Raw genomic sequence first — 16673 nt, 5'->3', positions numbered from 1 at the left:
GCCCATGCACGCTTCCGCTCCGCTGCGCATCCTCTACCTGGCGACGGCCGATGCGCGCGGCCACCTCATGCGCGCGCAGCTGCTGGCGCAAGCCCTGCGCGCTAAAGGCGCCGCTGTCGATGTGCTGACCACATCGGAAGCGGGGCGCACTTTTCTGGCCGGCTTCGGCATCGATGCGCTCGTGCTGTCGCCGCACTACGCGATGCAGTTCGACAGCTGCCAGAACATGCGGCGCAGGGACAGCGCCGCCAACGTGCTGCGCTACATGCTGCATCCCGGCCGCATGCTGCGCGACGTCTGGCGGCTGCGGGCCGCCTTCGCGCGCAGCGACCTGGTAGTCAACGATTCCTTCCATCCGGCGCTGCTCCTGATGGGCTACCTGCCCGGTTGGCGGCACAAGGTGGTGCACGTCTACGGCGGCAGTTTGCGGCGGGCGCTGGAGGGTACCTTTGACGGCAGCTTGCCGCGCTGGGCCGCCGCGCTGTTCCGGGCCGCCGTCAGTGTGCAGATCGACGCCAGCCATGCCCGCCTGGAGCACGATTTCGCCTATGCGGAGCCGCAGCTGCATCCGGGCCGGAACTACCGCCTGCCCACGCCGGTTGCCATCGCGCCGGCACAGCCGGCTGGCCTGCCATGCGAAGCGGCAGTCTACCTCAACCCGCATTTCCGGGACGCTGACCTGGCGCTTGCGCTGGAGCAGGGGTTGGCCCCGCTTGCGAGCTTGCTGCATCTCGTGGGCGAGGGCTATGCGGGCCGGCCGGGCTGGCAGGCGCGGGACGCGGCCTGGGTCGATCGCGCCGCGCAGAGCCGCCTGATCGTCTCCGCGCCCGGCATGGCCGCGCTGTCGGTGGCGCTGGTCTACCGCAGGCCCATCCTGCTGATTGTCACCGAGCAGCCGGAGCAGCAGGCAAACGCCGCCCGCGTCGCTGAACTGGGGCTGGCGCACCGCGTAGTAGTCTGGCGCGGCGATGCCGCATCCTTCCGCCTGGCGGTGCAAACCGCAGCCCAGGCGCTGCTGGCCGGCGCGCCTGCCGCCAAGCCGGCACTTGCCGCGCCGCCGGCTGACGGCTTAGCGGCAACCGGGTCTGCGGGGGCGGCCCTGCTGGCTGAGGGCATTGCTGCGGCCGAGGCGCGGGTGCAAGCCTGGGTGCTGACGCTGATGCGGCTCGCGCAAGGGCGCCGCCTGGCGCAAGCCAGCGCATCCGGCCAGTTGAGGCCGACGGCATGACGGGCGAAAAGCCGGCTTTGCCAGCGGAACTATTCACCATCAACCCCTGGCGCGCCTCGGCCGCCATCGCGCTGGACTGGGCCATCATCGCGGCCTGCTTCTGGGCGGCGGCGTGCTGGCCGGTCTGGCCAGTCTACCTGGCGGCGGCCGTCCTGGTCGCACGCACCCAGCTGGCGCTTGCCGTGCTGATGCACGAAAGCGCCCACGGCACGCTGTACGCGAACCGCCGCCTGAACGACGCGGCGGGCCAGTTGTTTGCCGCCGGGCCGTTGATGGTCTCGATGTTTTTCTACCGCTACGGCCACCTCAAGCACCACCGCGCGCCCATGAGCGCGGACGACCCGGTGGCCCTGGTGTTCCGCATTGCCGACTACCCCGTCACGCGGCGCGAGCTGGTCCGGCGACTGTGCCGGGACTTGTGCGGCCTGTCCTGTTTTTCCGGCGTGTACGACGTGGTGGCCGGCAAGCACCGCCAGCTCGCCCTGTCCCCGGCAGCGCCCGCCAGCGCGCAGCAGAAGTGGCTGGTGCGTACCTCCATCGCCGGCAGCCACGGCCTGCTGCTGGGCACGCTGTGCCTGACCGGCCATCCGCTGCTGTACGCCGGGCTGTGGCTGCTGCCGGCGGTCACGCTGCTGCAACTGTTCGCGCGCATCCGTGCCATCACCGAGCACGCAGGCTACCCGGAAGCGGGCGACCAGATGAGCAACGCCCGCACGGTGGTGCGGCGCAGCTGGCAAACCTTTTTGTTCGGTCCGCACTGCATCCACTACCATATCGAACACCATTGCCACCCCCGCGCGCCGTTCTACCGCCTGCCCAAGGTGCACCAGGCCATGCTGCCTGTCCTGCCTCCGGCCAATCTCTACCGCGGCTACGGCCGCGTCCTGCGCGACGTTTCCACGCGTACAGGATAACGCCCGGCGGTCTGTGCCATGCCGCACACAACCGCCACCGCACAATAGCCGCACGGCAAGCGGACTGTTGGGAGTAGAATTGTTCCCATGAAGATCCGAGTCGCCACCTACAATATTCACAAGGGCGTGTCGTACCGCTCTCAGCCGCGCGTGCATGCGCTCAAGCAGGCCATCGGCAAGTTCGAGGCGGACGTTGTGTTCCTGCAGGAAGTGCAAGGCAAGCACGACCGCATTGCGGAAAAGTTCGGCGAGGAGCTGCACGGCCACCGCCACTGGCCCACCACGGCGCAGCACGAGTTCTTCGGCGACGGCCGCCATTCGGTGTACGGCATGAACGCCAAGTACGACCACGGCCACCACGGCAACGCACTGCTCAGCAATTTCCCTATCGCCAAGTGGACCAATACCGATATCTCGGACCACGCCTACGAGGCGCGCGGCATCCTGCATTGCATCATCGACACGCCCAGCACGCCGGTGCATTGCTACGTGGTGCACCTGGGCCTGTTTGAAGCGGGCCGCACCCGCCAGACCCAGGCGCTGATCGACGCTGTCAAGGAAACCGCCCCCGATAACGAGCCGGTGATCATCGCCGGCGATTTCAACGACTGGCGCAATACCCTGAGCGCCACACTGCGCAAGGCGCTGGGCGTGGTGGAGGTGTTCGATGAGATCCGCCCGCCCTCCGCGCTGGGCGACCTGGTCCGTACCCTGGCGCGGCGCAAGGCTGCCCTGCATCCGGCCCGCACCTTCCCGGCCGCCTTGCCCGTGTTCCGGCTCGACCGCATCTATGTGCGCGGCTTCAGCGTGGAGACCGCGCAGGTGCTGCACGGCCCCGAGTGGGCACGCTTGTCCGACCATTCTCCCATCGTGGCGACACTGGGGTTAAACTGACGCCGTATGCGCTCAGTTAATTTCATCGCCGATAACGAAGTCAAGCTCCTGCACTGCGGTACCGACTACTTCCCGGCCCTGCGGGAAGCGATCGACGCCGCGCAGTACGAGATCTACTTCGAAACCTATATTTTCGCCGGGGACGACACCGGCCAGTCCGTGCTGGGCGCACTGGTGCGCGCCGCCCAGCGCGGCGTGGCCGTGAGGATGATCACCGACTGGTTCGGCACCGGGCACCGCCAGGTCAACCGCATGCACGAGCAGTTGGTGGCGGCCGGCGTGGAGCACCGCATCTTCAATCCCTGGTTCAAGCGCGGCGTGACGCGCACCCACCGCAAGATCTGCGTGGTGGACCGCGAGGTCGCGTTCGTAGGCGGCATCAACATCAACGACGACATGTTCTGCGACACCAAGCCCGACGTCTGCCTGGCCGCGCCGCGCTGGGACTTCGCAGTGGCCGTGCGCGGTCCGCTGGTGGCCTCCATCCAGCAGGAAGCACAGACCCAGTGGCAGCGCCTGGGCAAGATGAGCATCATCAAGCGCATCGGCCTGTTCAACGAAATGCGTAAGGTGAACAGGATCGCGCGCCAGAGCACGGTGCAAGCCGGTTTCGTGGTGCGCGACAACCTGCGCAACCGCGCCACCATCCAGCGCGCCTACCTGCAGGCCCTGGGCCGCGCGCGCAAGAGCGTGCTGATCGCCAATCCCTATTTCGCGCCCGGCCGCAAGTTCCGCCACGCGCTGGCGCGCGCCGCCCAGCGCGGCGTGGAAGTGGTGCTGTTGATCGGCGTGGGCGAGATCTGGCTGCAGGACGCGGTGGCCCACTCCTTCTACCCCAAGCTGCTGGCGGCCGGCGTGAAAGTGGTGGAATACCGCAAGACCCAGCTGCACGCCAAGGTGGCCGTGATCGACGACGACTGGGCCACGGTCGGCTCCAGCAATGTGGACGGGCTGAGCCTGTTCCTGAACCAGGAAGCAAACGTGGTCATCAAGGATGCCGAATTCGCGCGCAGCCTGCGCCAGCACATCGAGCAAGGCATTGCCGACGGCGTGGTGATCCACGCCGAAGACTTCGCCCACGTTGGCAGGGTGCGCCGCATCGGCTACGAGGTGGCCTTCGTGTTCTACAAGCTGTTGATGAGAATTTTTGCTGTAGGAAAGTACGCGTAATGGACAATGTGCGCATCGACAAATGGCTGTGGGCAGCCCGTTTCTTCAAGACCCGTTCCCTCGCGTCGGACGCGGTGGAAACCGGCAAGGTAAAGCTGGACGGCGAGCGCATCAAGCCCGCGCGCGCGGTGCGGGTGGGCGACAAGCTGGCCATCGACAACGGCTCGGACGCGTGGGAAGTGCGTGTGTTGGGGATTTCAGACAAGCGCGGCGGCGCCCCGGTGGCGCGCCTGTTGTACGAGGAAAGCGCGGCAAGCATCGCCCGCCGCACTGCAGAACACGAGCGCCGCAAACTGTTCCATGAACCCGGCGCCGACTTCAAAGGCCGCCCCACCAAGCGCGACCGCCGTCAACTAGGCCGTTTCCACGACGAATAAGCCCTTCTCATCTCCGAAATGGGGTCAGGGTTAATATTCCGCACAGCGGAATATTAACCCTGACCCCATTTTTATTGCTGCGCTGCACCAATAGAACGCCGCCTCTAACGAAGGCGTTTGACTTTTACCCCCCGCTGGATAATAGTACGAGCGTTCGCAATTCTTTTCACACGAAGAAAATCCAGGTGGGAGAAAATAGAACTCCCTGACCTGGACTACAACTTTGAGTGGCAACTATTAATACTTCAATCAAATTTATGCGCAAGGGCGAGCTCACCCGCGCAGCCATCCTGGATATGGCGCTGGAACTGGCCAGCCGGGACGGTCTGGAAGGCCTGACCATCGGCCTGCTTGCGGACAAAATGAACATGAGCAAGTCGGGTGTGTTCGCCCACTTCGGTTCGCGCGAGGACTTGCAGCTGGAAGTGCTGAAACTGTATCACCACCGTTTCGAGCAGGAAGTGTTCTTCCCCAGCATTAAGGAACCGCGCGGTTTGCCGCGTCTGCGCGCGATGTTTGCGCGCTGGATCTCGCGCGTGAGCGAGGAGATCGCCTCGGGCTGCATCTACATCAGCGGCGCCGTCGAATACGACGACCGCCCCGGCCCGATCCGCGAGGAACTGGTGGGCATGGTGTCGGCCTGGCAGGGCGCGCTGGTGCGCAGCGTGCAGCAAGCCATCGACACCGGCGACTTGAAGCAGGACACCGACGCGCAGCAGCTGGTGTACGAGATGTACGGCCTGATCCTGGCGGTGCATCACGACGCACGCTTCCTGCGCACGCCGGGCAGCGTGGAACGGGCCCGCACCGGCTTTACGCGCTTGATTGAAAACTACCGCACCTAGCCTCGGCTGGGTGCACGGAATGCACGGGCAGCCGCGGTCCGCCGCAGCGCTTTTACTTATTTAGCTTACTTTTTTAGTTTGCGCCATCAGGAGAAAATCATGGGTCAATACGTCGCACCAATCCGGGATATGCAATTCGTGCTGCACGAGTTCTTGAAGGTTGAAGAGCAGCTGAAAGAACTGCCGGCCCACGCGGAAACCGACGCCGACATCATCAACGCGGTGCTGGACGAAGGCGCCAAGTTCACCTCGGAAGTGCTGTTCCCGCTGAACCACTCGGGCGACCGTGAAGGCTGCACCCATGATCCGGTCAACAAGACCGTGACCACTCCAAAAGGCTTCAAGGAAGCCTACAAGCAGTACGTTGAAGGCGGCTGGGCCGCACTGGCCTGCGATCCGGAATTCGGCGGCCAGGGCCTGCCTGTGGTGCTGAACAACTCCTTCTACGAGATGCTGAACTCGTCGAACCAGGCCTGGACCATGTACCCCGGGCTGTCGCACGGCGCCTACGAGTGCCTGAAAGAACACGGCACCGATGAACAGAAACGCCTGTACCTGCCCAAGCTGGTCTCCGGCGAATGGACCGGCACCATGTGCCTGACCGAGCCGCACTGCGGCACCGACCTGGGCCTGCTGCGCTCGAAAGCCATCCCTGAAGCGGACGGCTCCTGGACCATCACGGGCAACAAGATCTTTATCTCGGCCGGCGAGCACGACATGTCCGACAACATCCTGCACCTGGTGCTGGCCCGCGTGCCGGACGCGCCGGAAGGCTCGAAGGGCATCTCGCTGTTCCTGGTGCCGAAGTTCCTGCCGAACGCAGACGGCACCGTCGGCGCGCGCAACCCGATCACCTGCGGCGCGATCGAAGAGAAGATGGGCATCCACGGCAACTCGACCTGCCAGATGAACCTGGACGGCGCGAAGGGCTGGATCATCGGCCAGCCGAACAAGGGCCTGAACGCCATGTTCGTGTTCATGAACGCGGCCCGCCTGGGCGTGGGCATGCAGTCGCTGGGCCTGACCGAGATCGCCTACCAGAACGCGCTGACCTACGCCAAGGACCGCATCCAGATGCGCTCCCTGTCGGGCGTGAAGGCGCCGGACAAGGCGGCCGACCCGATCATCGTGCACCCCGACGTGCGCCGCATGCTGCTGACCTGCAAGGCCTACGCCGAAGGCGCGCGCGCATTCACCTCCTACATCGCGCTGCAGATCGACCGCGAACTGAACCACCCGGACGAAGAAGTGCGCAAGGAAGCCGCCGACGAAGTGGCGCTGCTGACCCCTATCGTCAAGGCCTTCATCACCGATAACGGCTGGATCGCCACCTCGGAAGCGATGCAGGTGTACGGCGGCCACGGCTACATCTCCGAATGGGGCATGGAGCAGTACGTGCGCGACGCGCGCATCAACCTGATCTACGAGGGCACCAACACCATCCAGTCGCTGGACCTGCTGGGCCGCAAGATCCTGATGGACAACGGCGCCAAGCTGCGCAAGTTCGGCGACAAGATCCGCGCCTTCGTGGAAGAGAACGGCACCGACGAAGCGATGTCCGAATTCATCACCCCGCTGGGCGACCTGGGCGAGAAAGTCGGCAAGCTGACCATGGAAATCGGCATGAAGGCCTTCCAGAACCAGGACGAAGTGGGCGCCGCCGCCGTGCCTTACCTGCGCGTCGTGGGCCACCTGGTGTACAGCTACTTCTTCGCGCAAATGGCGAAGATCGCGCTGGAAAAGCAGGACTCCGGCGACAACTTCTACAAAGCCAAGCTGGCCACCGCGCGCTTCTACTTCGCCCGCCTGCAGCCGGAAACCGCAACCCTGATCCGCCAGGCGCGCTCCGGCGCCGCCAGCCTGATGGCGCTCGACGCCGACCTGTTCTAAGAGCATAGAGGACCGATATGACCAATTTCACCGTTAAAAAAGTAGCCGTGCTGGGCGCCGGCGTCATGGGCGCGCAAATCGCCGCCCACTGCGTCAACGCCAAAGTGCCTGTGGTGCTGTTCGACCTGCCGGGAAAAGAGGGTACCCCAAAGAACGGCATCGTTCTGCGCGCTATCGAGAACCTGAAAAAAATGTCGCCGGCGCCGTTCGGCGACAAGGCCGACGCTGAGCTGATCCAGGTAGCCAACTACGAAGACAACCTGGACCTGCTGGCCGGCTGCGACCTGATCATCGAAGCCATCGCCGAGCGCATGGACTGGAAGCATGACCTGTACAAGAAGGTCGCTCCGCACATCGGCGCCAACGCCATCTTCGCTTCGAACACCTCGGGCCTGTCGATCACCACGCTGTCCGAAGGCTTCGACGAAGAACTGAAATCGCGCTACTGCGGCGTGCACTTCTTCAACCCGCCGCGCTATATGCACCTGGTGGAACTGATCCCGACCGCCGCCACCAAGCCGGAGATCCTGGACCAGCTGGAAACCTTCCTGACCTCGGCCCTGGGCAAGGGCGTGGTCCGCGCCAAGGACACCCCGAACTTCATCGCCAACCGCGTTGGCGTGTTCGGCATGATGGCCACCATCCACGAAGCCGAAAAGTTCGGCCTGTCGGTGGACGTGGTGGACGACCTGACCGGCTCCAAGCTGGGCCGCGCCAGCTCCGGCACCTTCCGCACCGCGGACGTGGTTGGCCTGGACACCATGGGTCACGTGATCAAGACCATGCAGGACTACCTGCCGAACGATCCCTTCGCAGCCATCTACAAGACGCCTGAAGTGCTGAGCAAGCTGGTGGAAAAAGGCGCGCTGGGTTCCAAGACCGGCGCCGGCTTCTACAAGAAGGTCGGCAAGGACATCATGCGCCTGGACTTCGCCACCGGCGAATACGTGGCAGGCGGCGCCAAGGCAGCCGACATCATCGCCCGCATCCTGAAGGAAAAGGATCCGGTCAAGAAGATGAAGGCGCTGCGCGAATCGACCAACCCGCAAGGCCAGTTCCTGTGGGCGATCTTCCGCGACGTGTTCCACTACATCGCCGTGCACATGAAAGACATCGCCGACAACGCGCGCGACATCGACTTCGCGCTGCGCTGGGGCTTCGGCTGGAAATCCGGCCCGTTCGAAACCTGGCAGGCCGCAGGCTGGACCCAGATCGCCGAGTGGGTGAAAGCCGACATCGACGCGGGCCAGGCTCTGTGCAGCGAACCGCTGCCGGCGTGGGTATTCGAAGGCCAGGTGGCGGAGAAGGGCGTGCACACCCCTGAGGGCTCCTACTCGGCAGCATCGAACAGCTACGTGCCGCGCTCGACGCTGGACGTGTACAAGCGCCAGGAATTCCGCGCGCAGATCTTCGGCAGCGGCGCCATCGACGGCACCAAGGCCGGCACCACCGTGTTCGAGGACGAATCGGTACGCCTGTGGCACTCCGGCGACGAAGTGCTGGTGATCTCGCTCAAGACCAAGATGCACGTGATCGGCGACGGCGTGATCAAGGGCCTGAAAATGGGCCTGGAAGAAGCCGGCAAGAACTTCAAGGGCCTGGTGATCTGGAGCGCGGACGCAGCCGACGGCGGCGCGTTCTCGGCTGGCGCCGACCTGCAATCGGCACTGCCTGCATTCATGCAGGGCGGCGCGAAAGCAGTGGACCCGATCATCAAGGAACTGCAGGACACCTTCCAGGCCATGAAGTACTCCAACGTGCCGGTGGTTGCGGCGGTGGCGGGCCTGGCGCTGGGCGGCGGCTGCGAAATGGCGCTGCACGCGTCCAAGCGCGTGGCCTCGATCGAATCCTACATCGGCCTGGTGGAAGTGGGCGTGGGCCTGATTCCTGCCGGCGGCGGCCTGAAAGAAGCGGCGGTACGCGCCTTCAAGGAAGCCAAGGGGAACGACATTCTGCAATTCCTGAAGACCGGCTTCACCAACGCCGCCACCGCGCAAGTATCGAAGTCCGCGCTGGAAGCTAAGGCCATGGGCTACCTGAAGGAAGATGACGTGATCGTGTTCAACCCGTACGAACTGCTGCACGTGGCCAAAGTGACCGCGCGCGCCATGTTCGACGCGGGCTACCGCGCACCGATCCAGCGTCCCGTGACCGTGACCGGCCGTTACGGCTGGGCCACCATCAAGGGCCAGCTGGTCAACATGCGCGACGGCGGCTTCATCTCCGCGCACGACTTCAAGCTGGGCGACATGATTGCTGAAATCGTGTCCGGCGGCGACATCGACCAGGGCAGCGTGGTGAGCGAGCAGTGGCTGCTGGACATGGAACGCAAGGCCTTCCTGGAGCTGCTGAACAATCCGAAGTCGCAAGAGCGCATCATGGGCATGCTGCAAACCGGTAAGCCGGTGCGCAACTAATCCACGATGTCCCTCCTGTCGCTGGCCTTCAAAGTCCTGCTGAAAGTGAAACCGAGCATGGTATACGACCGTATCAAGCAGCAAATGATGGACACCCTGCCCATGGTACGGCTGCTCGGCATCCGCATCGACAGCATCGGCAACGGCACTGCCGAAGTGTCGATGCCGGACGATGCGAAGCTGCACAACCATCTTGGCACGCCGCACGCCGGCGCCTTGTTCACGCTGGCGGAGACGGCCAGCGGGGCGGCCATGGCAGGCGGTTTCGCCGAACTGATCGCAGACATGCGGCCGGTGGCCAAGGAGTCGCGCATCCAGTACCAGAAGCTGGCCAAGGGCGCCACGCGCGCCAGCGGCCGCGTGCCGGGCGACCTGGCCGCGCTGAAGGCGCAGCTGGCGGCGGAGGGCAAGCTGGCCTTCCCTGTGAACGTCGACATCGTCGACGAGCACGGCACGCTGGCGGCACAGGTACAGGTGGACTGGTATCTCTCGGCCAAGCGATAAAGACAGCGCTAATCGATCACACAATATTCGAAAGCAGAAAATGAGCAAACAACTTCAAGACGCATACATCGTCGCAGCGACCCGCACCCCGATCGGCAAGGCGCCGCGCGGCATGTTCAACAAGACCCGCCCGGACGACCTGCTGGTCGCCGCCATCAAGGGCGCCATGGCCGCCGTGCCTGGCCTGGACCCGGCGCTGATCGTCGACGCCATCATCGGCTGCTCCTTCCCGGAAGCCGAGCAGGGCTTCAACATCGCCCGTAACTCGGTGGTGCTGGCCGGCCTGCCGAACACTGTGGGCGGCGTCACCGTGAACCGCTACTGCGCGTCCGGCATCACCGCCCTGGCCATGGCGGCGGACCGCATCCGCGTTGGCGAAGCCGACGTGATGATTGCCGGCGGCGTGGAATCGATGTCGATGGTGCCGATGATGGGCCACCACCCGTCGATCAACATGGACACCTTCAAGGACGAGAACATCGGCCTGGCGTACGGCATGGGCCTGACCGCCGAGAAAGTGGCGCAGCAGTGGAAAATCTCGCGCGAAGACCAGGACGCGTTCGGCGTGGAATCGCACCGCAAGGCCATCGCCGCGCAGGAAGCCGGTTTCTTCAAGGACGAGACCACCCCGGTTGAAATCATCACCCGCACCCCGGACCTGCGCACCGGCGAGATCAAGGTCTCCAGGCGCGTGGTCGACAAGGACGAAGGCGCGCGCGCCGACGCCAGCATGGAAACCATGGGCAAGCTGAAGCCGGTCTTCGCCGCCAAGGGCACCGTCACCGCCGCCACGTCGTCGCAGATGTCCGACGGCGCCGGCGCGCTGATCGTGGTCTCCGAAAAAATCCTGCGCGAGCACAACCTGACCCCGCTGGCCAAGTTCTCCTCGTTCGCCGTGCGCGGCGTGCCGCCGGAAATCATGGGTATCGGTCCTAAAGTGGCGATTCCTGCAGCCCTGAAAGCTGCCGGCATCACCCAGGACCAGCTGGACTGGATCGAACTGAACGAAGCGTTCGCAGCGCAGGCGCTGGCTGTGATCCGCGACCTGAACCTGGACACCTCCAAGGTCAACCCGATGGGCGGCGCCATCGCCCTGGGCCACCCGCTGGGTGCCACCGGCGCTATCCGCGCCGCTACCGTGGTGCACGCGCTGCGCCGCAACAGCCTCAAATACGGCATGGTCACCATGTGCGTAGGCGCGGGCATGGGCGCGGCTGGTATCATCGAACGCGTATAAGCATCGCTGCATACTAACTGAAGGCGCCGCGGCACAACCCCGGCGCCTTTTTTCATACTAAAACGGAGACCCCTACATGGATATTCTGAGCAGCAAAGCCAACGGCATCCTCACCATCGAATTCAACCGCCTGGAGCGCAAGAACGCCATCACCACCGTGATGTACCAGGCCATGGCCGACGCCATCAAGGACGCCGAGCAGGATGCCTCGGTGCGCGCCATCCTGATCACCGGCAAGCCGGAGATTTTCACCGCAGGCAACGACCTGGACGACTTCCTGAAGACCGCCAAGCCGGCCGACGGCGCCGCCTTCACCGACCGTCCCGTGTTCCAGTTCATGCGCGCGCTGAGCGGCGCCAGCAAGCCCGTGGTGGCTGCCGTCGCCGGCGCGGCCATCGGCATCGGCACCACCTTGCTGATGCATTGCGACCTGGTGTATGCGGCCGACACGGCCAAGTTCTCGGTGCCGTTCGCGCAGCTGGGCCTGTGCCCGGAATTCGGCTCCAGCCTGCTGATGACGCAAGCGGCCGGCCATGCGCGCGCAGCCGAAAAGCTGATGCTGGGCGAACCCTTCCTGGCGCAGGAAGCGTACGACATGGGCATCGTCTCGAAAGTGCTGCCGGCCGCCGAGGTGCTGGCCTACGCGCAGGGCCAGGCCGCCAAGCTGGCCGCGCTGCCCGCCACCTCCATCCGCAACACCAAGCGCCTGATGAAGGCCGGCCGCAACAGCGAAGTGCAGGCCGTGATCGAAACCGAAGGCCAGCTGTTCGGCCAGATGCTGCTGGCCCCGGAAGCCAAGGAAGCCTTCACCGCCTTCTTCGAGAAGCGCAAGCCGGACTTCAGCCAGTTCAACTGAGCGGGGCGGAGGGGCGGGGCGCTTCAGGCGCAGTTCATAATTTGTTAATATCGGATAGTTAACATCATGAGCTGACCAAGTGATCCCTGCCCGCCGCCGCACTGCTGCAAGCTTCCTGTTCTCCGCCGTCTGCAGCGTGCAGGCTGCGGACCTGCCGCCGCTGCCCGCCTCGCCGGCGCAGTGGCGCGCGGCCGTCATCCGCGACATCGAAGACGGTTACCGCATCACGCTGGAGAACCACCCCGGCGCGGTCGATCCGCACAATCCCGGCTTCCCTGGCAAGCTGCGCGAAGCGCGCGCGTACGCGCTGGGACTAGCACAGAAGGTGCGCAACGCGGCCGGTTATGCGGCGGCCATCAACGCCTTTAACGTCCGCATCCGGGACGGCCATGCGGGCATGGCGAGCCAGCTGGAGTCCGGGACGCCGGCGAAGCGCTGGCCTGGCTTTGTCGCCGCATGGCGCGGGGATGGGCTGTACGTCTACGCGGCCGAAAACGGCTCGCCCGCCGCCGGCGCCCGCATTGTCTCCTGCGATGGCAAGTCCAGCGAACAGCTGATGCGCGACAATCTGTTCAGCTTCAGCGGCCGTATCGCCGAAGCGGGCCAGTGGTGGTCGCGCGGCCGCCGGCTGTTCAGCGACGACGGCAACCCCTTCATACGCCATCCGCAGCGCTGCGTGTTCCAGCACCAGGGCAGGAAATCTGCGCTGGCGCTGACCTGGCGCGCGGCCACGCCGCAGGCGGAGCGCTGGAGCAAGGAAAGCTACAATGGCGACGTTCTTCCGGTCGGGTTGACCGAACCCGCGCCCGGACTGTTCTGGGCCGCCATGCCGACCTTCGTGCCGGAAGAGGCGGACCGGGCCGCCTACCGGGCCATGTCCGCCCAGGTGAGGCAGCAGCGCCAGCGCATGCTGGAAGCGCACGCGGTCGTGATCGACCTGCGCGACAACCAGGGCGGCTCGTCTTCCTGGAGCGAGGACTTCGCTGCTGCGCTGTGGGGAGAAGCGCGCGTGAAGCGCCGCACGGCGGCGTATTTCGCGCGCACCCAGACCTGGTATCGCGCCACGCCCGGCAACCTGGCGCACTTCGAGGCGCTGCACCAGCAGTCCCTGCGCGACAAGGAAGCGGAAACGGCAGCATGGGCCCGGGAGATAAGCGTGCACATCCGCGCTGCGCTGGCGCGCGGCGAGGCCTTCTACGTGCAAGCGGCCGACGCCCCGGCTGCGCCGCAGGCAGCTGGCATCGGTCTCGCCACTGACGCCGCCCCCGACGCCGCCACTGACGCCGCCACTGACGCCGCCGCCGACCAGGCGGGAGACCCGCCCGCGTTCACGCGGCCGGTGTACGTCATCGTCCCCGGCCAGTGCGCCAGCGCCTGCCTGGACGCGATCGACACCTTCAAGCTCTTCCCCAATACCAGGCTGATTGGCGCTCCCAGTTCGGCCGACTCGACGTACATGGAAGTCAGGCTGGAGAAAGTCCCGTCGGGCCTGTCGGTGGTGGTCGTGCCTACCAAGCTTTACGTCCACCGTCCGAGGGGCAACGGGGAGGGCTACCAGCCCGACATCATGGTGCGCAGCCTGGTCTGGAGCACCGCAGCCTTCCGCCGCGTGATCGAGCAGGATCTGGCTACTGGCCGGCCACCCGCGCCGCAATCCGCCAGCCGTTGAGGCGCCCGGTGTCCAGCCGCGCGGTGTCTTTCACGCGCAGCCGCCAGGTGCCGCGTATGGGCCGGTCCAGCAGCGGGCGCAGCGCGGGCGTGTCCTGCACCGCGTAGGTCCGCAGCAGGTCGTTGGCCGAGCCGCCGGCGTTGTTGTGCAGGACCACGCCGGTGCCGTCCGGCGCGATCAGGTCCACCCGCAGATCGCCGATAAAAGTATGTTCGATATCGACCTGCACGCGCAGTTCGGTGATCGTGCCCTCGTCGCCTATCTCGATGGCGCCCAGCACCGCTGCGCCGTCGTCCGGGATATCCAGCGGCGTGTCGTCGCTGGCCTCGATGGGGCGCTCCGCCGCATTGCGGTCGGCGGCCATCTCGACGGCGCGGAACGCGTTCACCTTGCCGTGTCCGAACCAGAGGCTGAACCCGTCGTGGAAGTCGCCCGCCTCGTTGACCGGGGTGTCCGTTTCCAGCGACATGTCCTGGTCGGCGGTCTGCTCCAGGATCTGCCTGACTTCCATGGCGCTGAGCACCGGATTGGCGGACAACACCAGCGCACAGACGCCGGCCACCGTGGGCGTGGCGCTGGACGTGCCGCCGAACCGGTCGGTGAAGCGCGAGCCCGGCGTGAAGTCGGAATTCGGGCCGGCGCCCTCGTTGTCGGTGGTGACCACGCCCAGCCCGCGCGGCGAGATCTCGCCCAGGTCGTCCCAGTTGTCGGACGGGGCGCACACGCAGATCTGCTTGCCCCAGGAGGAGTAGGCCGAGCGCGTCTTGCCCGAGGTGCTGGCGCTGACCGTGATCACGTCCGGGTGCGCGGCGATCCAGCGGTCGATGCGGCCGCTGTAGCTGCGGATGCCGGACCGGGTGCGGTAGCGGTAGGTGCGCGTGTTGTCCAGGTCCTGCACCGGGCAGTTGTTGTTGCCGGCGGCGATGCAGATGACCAGCCCCCTGCCGCGCCTGCCCCCGCTGCGGGCCAGCGTGGCGATGGTGTCCTTCAGGGTCGTACTCATGGGCGCGTCGGCCGGGCCGTAGCCCCATGAGCACGACACCACATCGGCCAGCGCCGAGATTTTATGGAACATGATGATGAAGTGCGCGTCCGACATTTCCGCCAGCGGGAAGCGCACGGCGGCCAGGGCGCAGCCGGGCGCCACGCCCACCACGCCGGTGCCGTTGCCCTCGGCGACCGCCACGCCCAGGCAGGGCGTGCCGTGGTAGTCGCCGGGACGCGGCGCGACGTTGTCGTCCCAGTCGATGCCGGCATTGTTTTCGCTGCCGCGTATGGACGCGTTGAGGCGCGCCACCACCTTGCCGTCGCCCTGGAAATCGGGATGGCTCAGGTCGAAGGCGTCGTCGGCCACGGCCACCACCACCTCGCGCCGGCCACGGGTGATGTCCCAGGCTTCCGGCGCGAACACGCCGGCGCCGGCCACCAGGTCGGCGGCTGCGGCGGGCGCGTGCAAATGCCATTGGCGCCAGAACAGGTCATCGGGCGGGATAAAGGAAAACTTGATCAGTGGCCGGACGAGGTTGGGCTCGGCGTATTCCACGTCGTCGCGGTTGGTGGCCGCATTGGCGGCGCGGATGGGATTGCGCCCGGTGTACGTGGTCACCCGCACCAGGTAGGTTTTCTCTCCCAGCACCTTGTCGACGAGCAGCTGCTCGGCCGCGAAGTAGTCGCGGATGCGGCTGTCCGGCGTGTCCGGCTTGAACTTGATAAAAAAGGTTTCGGTGATCAGGTATTCGGCATCGCCGCTTTCCTGGTCGCGGTAAACGTGGTGCACCACCCGGTCTGCGGCGCGCAGCCGGTCCACCGCCTGCTCGCGGTCGTCCACCACGGTAGCGCGCACCAGGCCCGGCGTCACCGGCGTGGCCGCGCGCAGTTCAACGCCGGCCTGCCGCGCGGCCTGGTAAGCCTCGTGCTCGTTCTCGGCCTGTATCGTGATGGCGGAGTCGTCTTTGCGGATGTCGATCCTGCGTCCGCCTTGCCAGAAATAGTTTGCCTCGGACATTCCATTCTCCTGTAGCAGTCCTGCTCGGTTGAAAAAGCCGCAGCCTCAACGGCCGCCGTCCTGCCTGGGCGGTGGTGAAACGGGCGCGGCGGGGGCCACCACAGCCGGCAGCCGGCTTTGCGTGGCTTCGAACATGGTGACCAGGCGCTCGAACATGGGCCGCACGTCTTCCGCCTTGATGGCGCCGTTCATGTAGTACTGGCACAGGGAAAACACGCCGGTGCGGAAGGCGTCCAGCGGGGCGTTGCGGGCCGCCAGCACGGTCACGTGGCCCTCGAACGTGTCCTTCAGCGAGGCGTCGCCCTTGGCCGGCAGTTTCAGCGAAGTGTCCAGGCTGGTCTTGAGCCCGGTGGCGGTGTCCGGCGGCGGCTCGGCGCAGTAGAGGGGCTTGGGCGAGCCGGGCGGCAGCTGCGACACCACGATGGTGCGCCGGTCGGCCGACAGCGACACCGTGGACAGCGTTTCGCCCACCTTGTCCTCCACCACGGGCCGGTTGTAGAAGGTGCCCAGCGACGAGGCGCATCCCGCGGTCAGCGCCGCGACGGCCGCAGCGGCCGCAACGGCCACGGCGGGCAGGACGGAAGCTGCGATTTTCCTGAACATGGTGACCTCCCCGGCGTCGGTGCATGGCGGCTGGCTGCCAGACCAGCTTAGGACAGACTGGCTG

The 16673-nt window shown here is 65.8% G+C and carries 14 protein-coding genes; 12 read left to right on the top strand and 2 right to left on the bottom strand.

Translation table 11 applies throughout. The annotated features are described in order from the left end of the window. Positions 1 to 4: 4 nt before the first annotated feature. From ASC94_RS27855 to ASC94_RS27800, 12 genes are all read left to right on the top strand, one after another. The gene (locus tag ASC94_RS27855; protein WP_056404358.1) at positions 5 to 1228 is read left to right on the top strand and encodes a hypothetical protein; all 1224 of its coding nucleotides are present in this window, start codon (positions 5 to 7) and stop codon (positions 1226 to 1228) included. Further along, entirely contained in the window at positions 1225 to 2142 is a 918-nt protein-coding gene (locus ASC94_RS27850) for a fatty acid desaturase family protein (protein ID WP_056404075.1), read from the top strand. The genes ASC94_RS27855 and ASC94_RS27850 overlap by 4 nt, the downstream gene beginning before the upstream one ends. 87 nt (positions 2143 to 2229) lie before the next feature. After that, positions 2230 to 3036, top strand: a complete 807-nt coding sequence (locus tag ASC94_RS27845) for an endonuclease/exonuclease/phosphatase family protein (protein ID WP_056404072.1) — start codon at positions 2230 to 2232, stop codon at positions 3034 to 3036. Positions 3037 to 3042: 6 nt separating this feature from the next. After that, positions 3043 to 4206 carry a cardiolipin synthase ClsB gene (clsB, locus tag ASC94_RS27840; protein WP_056404070.1) on the top strand — a complete coding sequence of 388 codons (1164 nt, stop codon included), beginning with the start codon at positions 3043 to 3045 and terminating at the stop codon, positions 4204 to 4206. Continuing rightward, on the top strand, positions 4206 to 4583 hold the full coding sequence (locus ASC94_RS27835) for an RNA-binding S4 domain-containing protein (protein WP_056404068.1): 378 nt from the start codon (positions 4206 to 4208) through the stop codon (positions 4581 to 4583). The genes clsB and ASC94_RS27835 overlap by 1 nt, the downstream gene beginning before the upstream one ends. 257 nt (positions 4584 to 4840) lie before the next feature. Then, on the top strand, positions 4841 to 5428 hold the full coding sequence (locus ASC94_RS27830) for a TetR/AcrR family transcriptional regulator (protein WP_056404066.1): 588 nt from the start codon (positions 4841 to 4843) through the stop codon (positions 5426 to 5428). 99 nt (positions 5429 to 5527) lie between these two features. Then, positions 5528 to 7318 carry an acyl-CoA dehydrogenase C-terminal domain-containing protein gene (locus ASC94_RS27825; RefSeq protein ID WP_056404064.1) on the top strand — a complete coding sequence of 597 codons (1791 nt, stop codon included), beginning with the start codon at positions 5528 to 5530 and terminating at the stop codon, positions 7316 to 7318. Positions 7319 to 7335: 17 nt separating this feature from the next. Next, positions 7336 to 9735, top strand: coding sequence for a 3-hydroxyacyl-CoA dehydrogenase/enoyl-CoA hydratase family protein (locus ASC94_RS27820; RefSeq protein ID WP_056404062.1), 2400 nt, complete (start codon positions 7336 to 7338; stop codon positions 9733 to 9735). Between the two features lie 6 nt (positions 9736 to 9741). Beyond that, positions 9742 to 10239: a PaaI family thioesterase gene (locus ASC94_RS27815; protein WP_229417435.1), complete on the top strand. Its 498-nt coding sequence runs from the start codon at positions 9742 to 9744 to the stop codon at positions 10237 to 10239. A 40-nt stretch (positions 10240 to 10279) separates the two neighbouring features. Then, entirely contained in the window at positions 10280 to 11476 is a 1197-nt protein-coding gene (locus tag ASC94_RS27810) for an acetyl-CoA C-acyltransferase (RefSeq protein ID WP_056404060.1), read from the top strand. Between the two features lie 76 nt (positions 11477 to 11552). Then, positions 11553 to 12332, top strand: coding sequence for an enoyl-CoA hydratase (locus ASC94_RS27805; protein WP_056404058.1), 780 nt, complete (start codon positions 11553 to 11555; stop codon positions 12330 to 12332). Positions 12333 to 12411: 79 nt separating this feature from the next. Further along, on the top strand, positions 12412 to 14001 hold the full coding sequence (locus ASC94_RS27800; protein WP_056404055.1) for a S41 family peptidase: 1590 nt from the start codon (positions 12412 to 12414) through the stop codon (positions 13999 to 14001). Here ASC94_RS27800 and ASC94_RS27795 read toward each other — a convergent pair. Both ASC94_RS27795 and ASC94_RS27790 read right to left on the bottom strand, forming a co-directional pair. Further along, positions 13961 to 16006 carry a S8 family serine peptidase gene (locus tag ASC94_RS27795; RefSeq protein ID WP_056404053.1) on the bottom strand — a complete coding sequence of 682 codons (2046 nt, stop codon included), beginning with the start codon at positions 16004 to 16006 and terminating at the stop codon, positions 13961 to 13963. The two genes, ASC94_RS27800 and ASC94_RS27795, sit on opposite strands and share 41 nt — an antisense overlap. 45 nt (positions 16007 to 16051) lie before the next feature. After that, the gene (locus tag ASC94_RS27790; protein WP_056404051.1) at positions 16052 to 16609 is read right to left on the bottom strand and encodes a hypothetical protein; all 558 of its coding nucleotides are present in this window, start codon (positions 16607 to 16609) and stop codon (positions 16052 to 16054) included. Positions 16610 to 16673: the final 64 nt, after the last annotated feature.

The organism is Massilia sp. Root418 (assembly GCF_001425265.1).
GTDB lineage: Bacteria > Pseudomonadota > Gammaproteobacteria > Burkholderiales > Burkholderiaceae_D > Rugamonas.
Note: the sequence above shows the minus strand (reverse complement) of the source record. Positions and strands in the feature narration are given on the sequence as shown.

Bases quoted from the DNA above. Each gene is read 5' to 3' on its own strand.
- ASC94_RS27825 (WP_056404064.1), top strand. From the start codon at position 5,528: ATGGGTCAATACGTCGCACCAATCCGGGATATGCAATTCGTGCTGCAC.
- ASC94_RS27835 (WP_056404068.1), top strand. From the start codon at position 4,206: ATGGACAATGTGCGCATCGACAAATGGCTGTGGGCAGCCCGTTTCTTC.
- ASC94_RS27805 (WP_056404058.1), top strand. From the start codon at position 11,553: ATGGATATTCTGAGCAGCAAAGCCAACGGCATCCTCACCATCGAATTC.
- ASC94_RS27815 (WP_229417435.1), top strand. From the start codon at position 9,742: ATGTCCCTCCTGTCGCTGGCCTTCAAAGTCCTGCTGAAAGTGAAACCG.
- ASC94_RS27790 (WP_056404051.1), bottom strand. From the start codon at position 16,609: ATGTTCAGGAAAATCGCAGCTTCCGTCCTGCCCGCCGTGGCCGTTGCG.
- ASC94_RS27855 (WP_056404358.1), top strand. From the start codon at position 5: ATGCACGCTTCCGCTCCGCTGCGCATCCTCTACCTGGCGACGGCCGAT.
- clsB (WP_056404070.1), top strand. From the start codon at position 3,043: ATGCGCTCAGTTAATTTCATCGCCGATAACGAAGTCAAGCTCCTGCAC.
- ASC94_RS27850 (WP_056404075.1), top strand. From the start codon at position 1,225: ATGACGGGCGAAAAGCCGGCTTTGCCAGCGGAACTATTCACCATCAAC.
- ASC94_RS27795 (WP_056404053.1), bottom strand. From the start codon at position 16,006: ATGTCCGAGGCAAACTATTTCTGGCAAGGCGGACGCAGGATCGACATC.
- ASC94_RS27810 (WP_056404060.1), top strand. From the start codon at position 10,280: ATGAGCAAACAACTTCAAGACGCATACATCGTCGCAGCGACCCGCACC.
- ASC94_RS27830 (WP_056404066.1), top strand. From the start codon at position 4,841: ATGCGCAAGGGCGAGCTCACCCGCGCAGCCATCCTGGATATGGCGCTG.
- ASC94_RS27820 (WP_056404062.1), top strand. From the start codon at position 7,336: ATGACCAATTTCACCGTTAAAAAAGTAGCCGTGCTGGGCGCCGGCGTC.
- ASC94_RS27845 (WP_056404072.1), top strand. From the start codon at position 2,230: ATGAAGATCCGAGTCGCCACCTACAATATTCACAAGGGCGTGTCGTAC.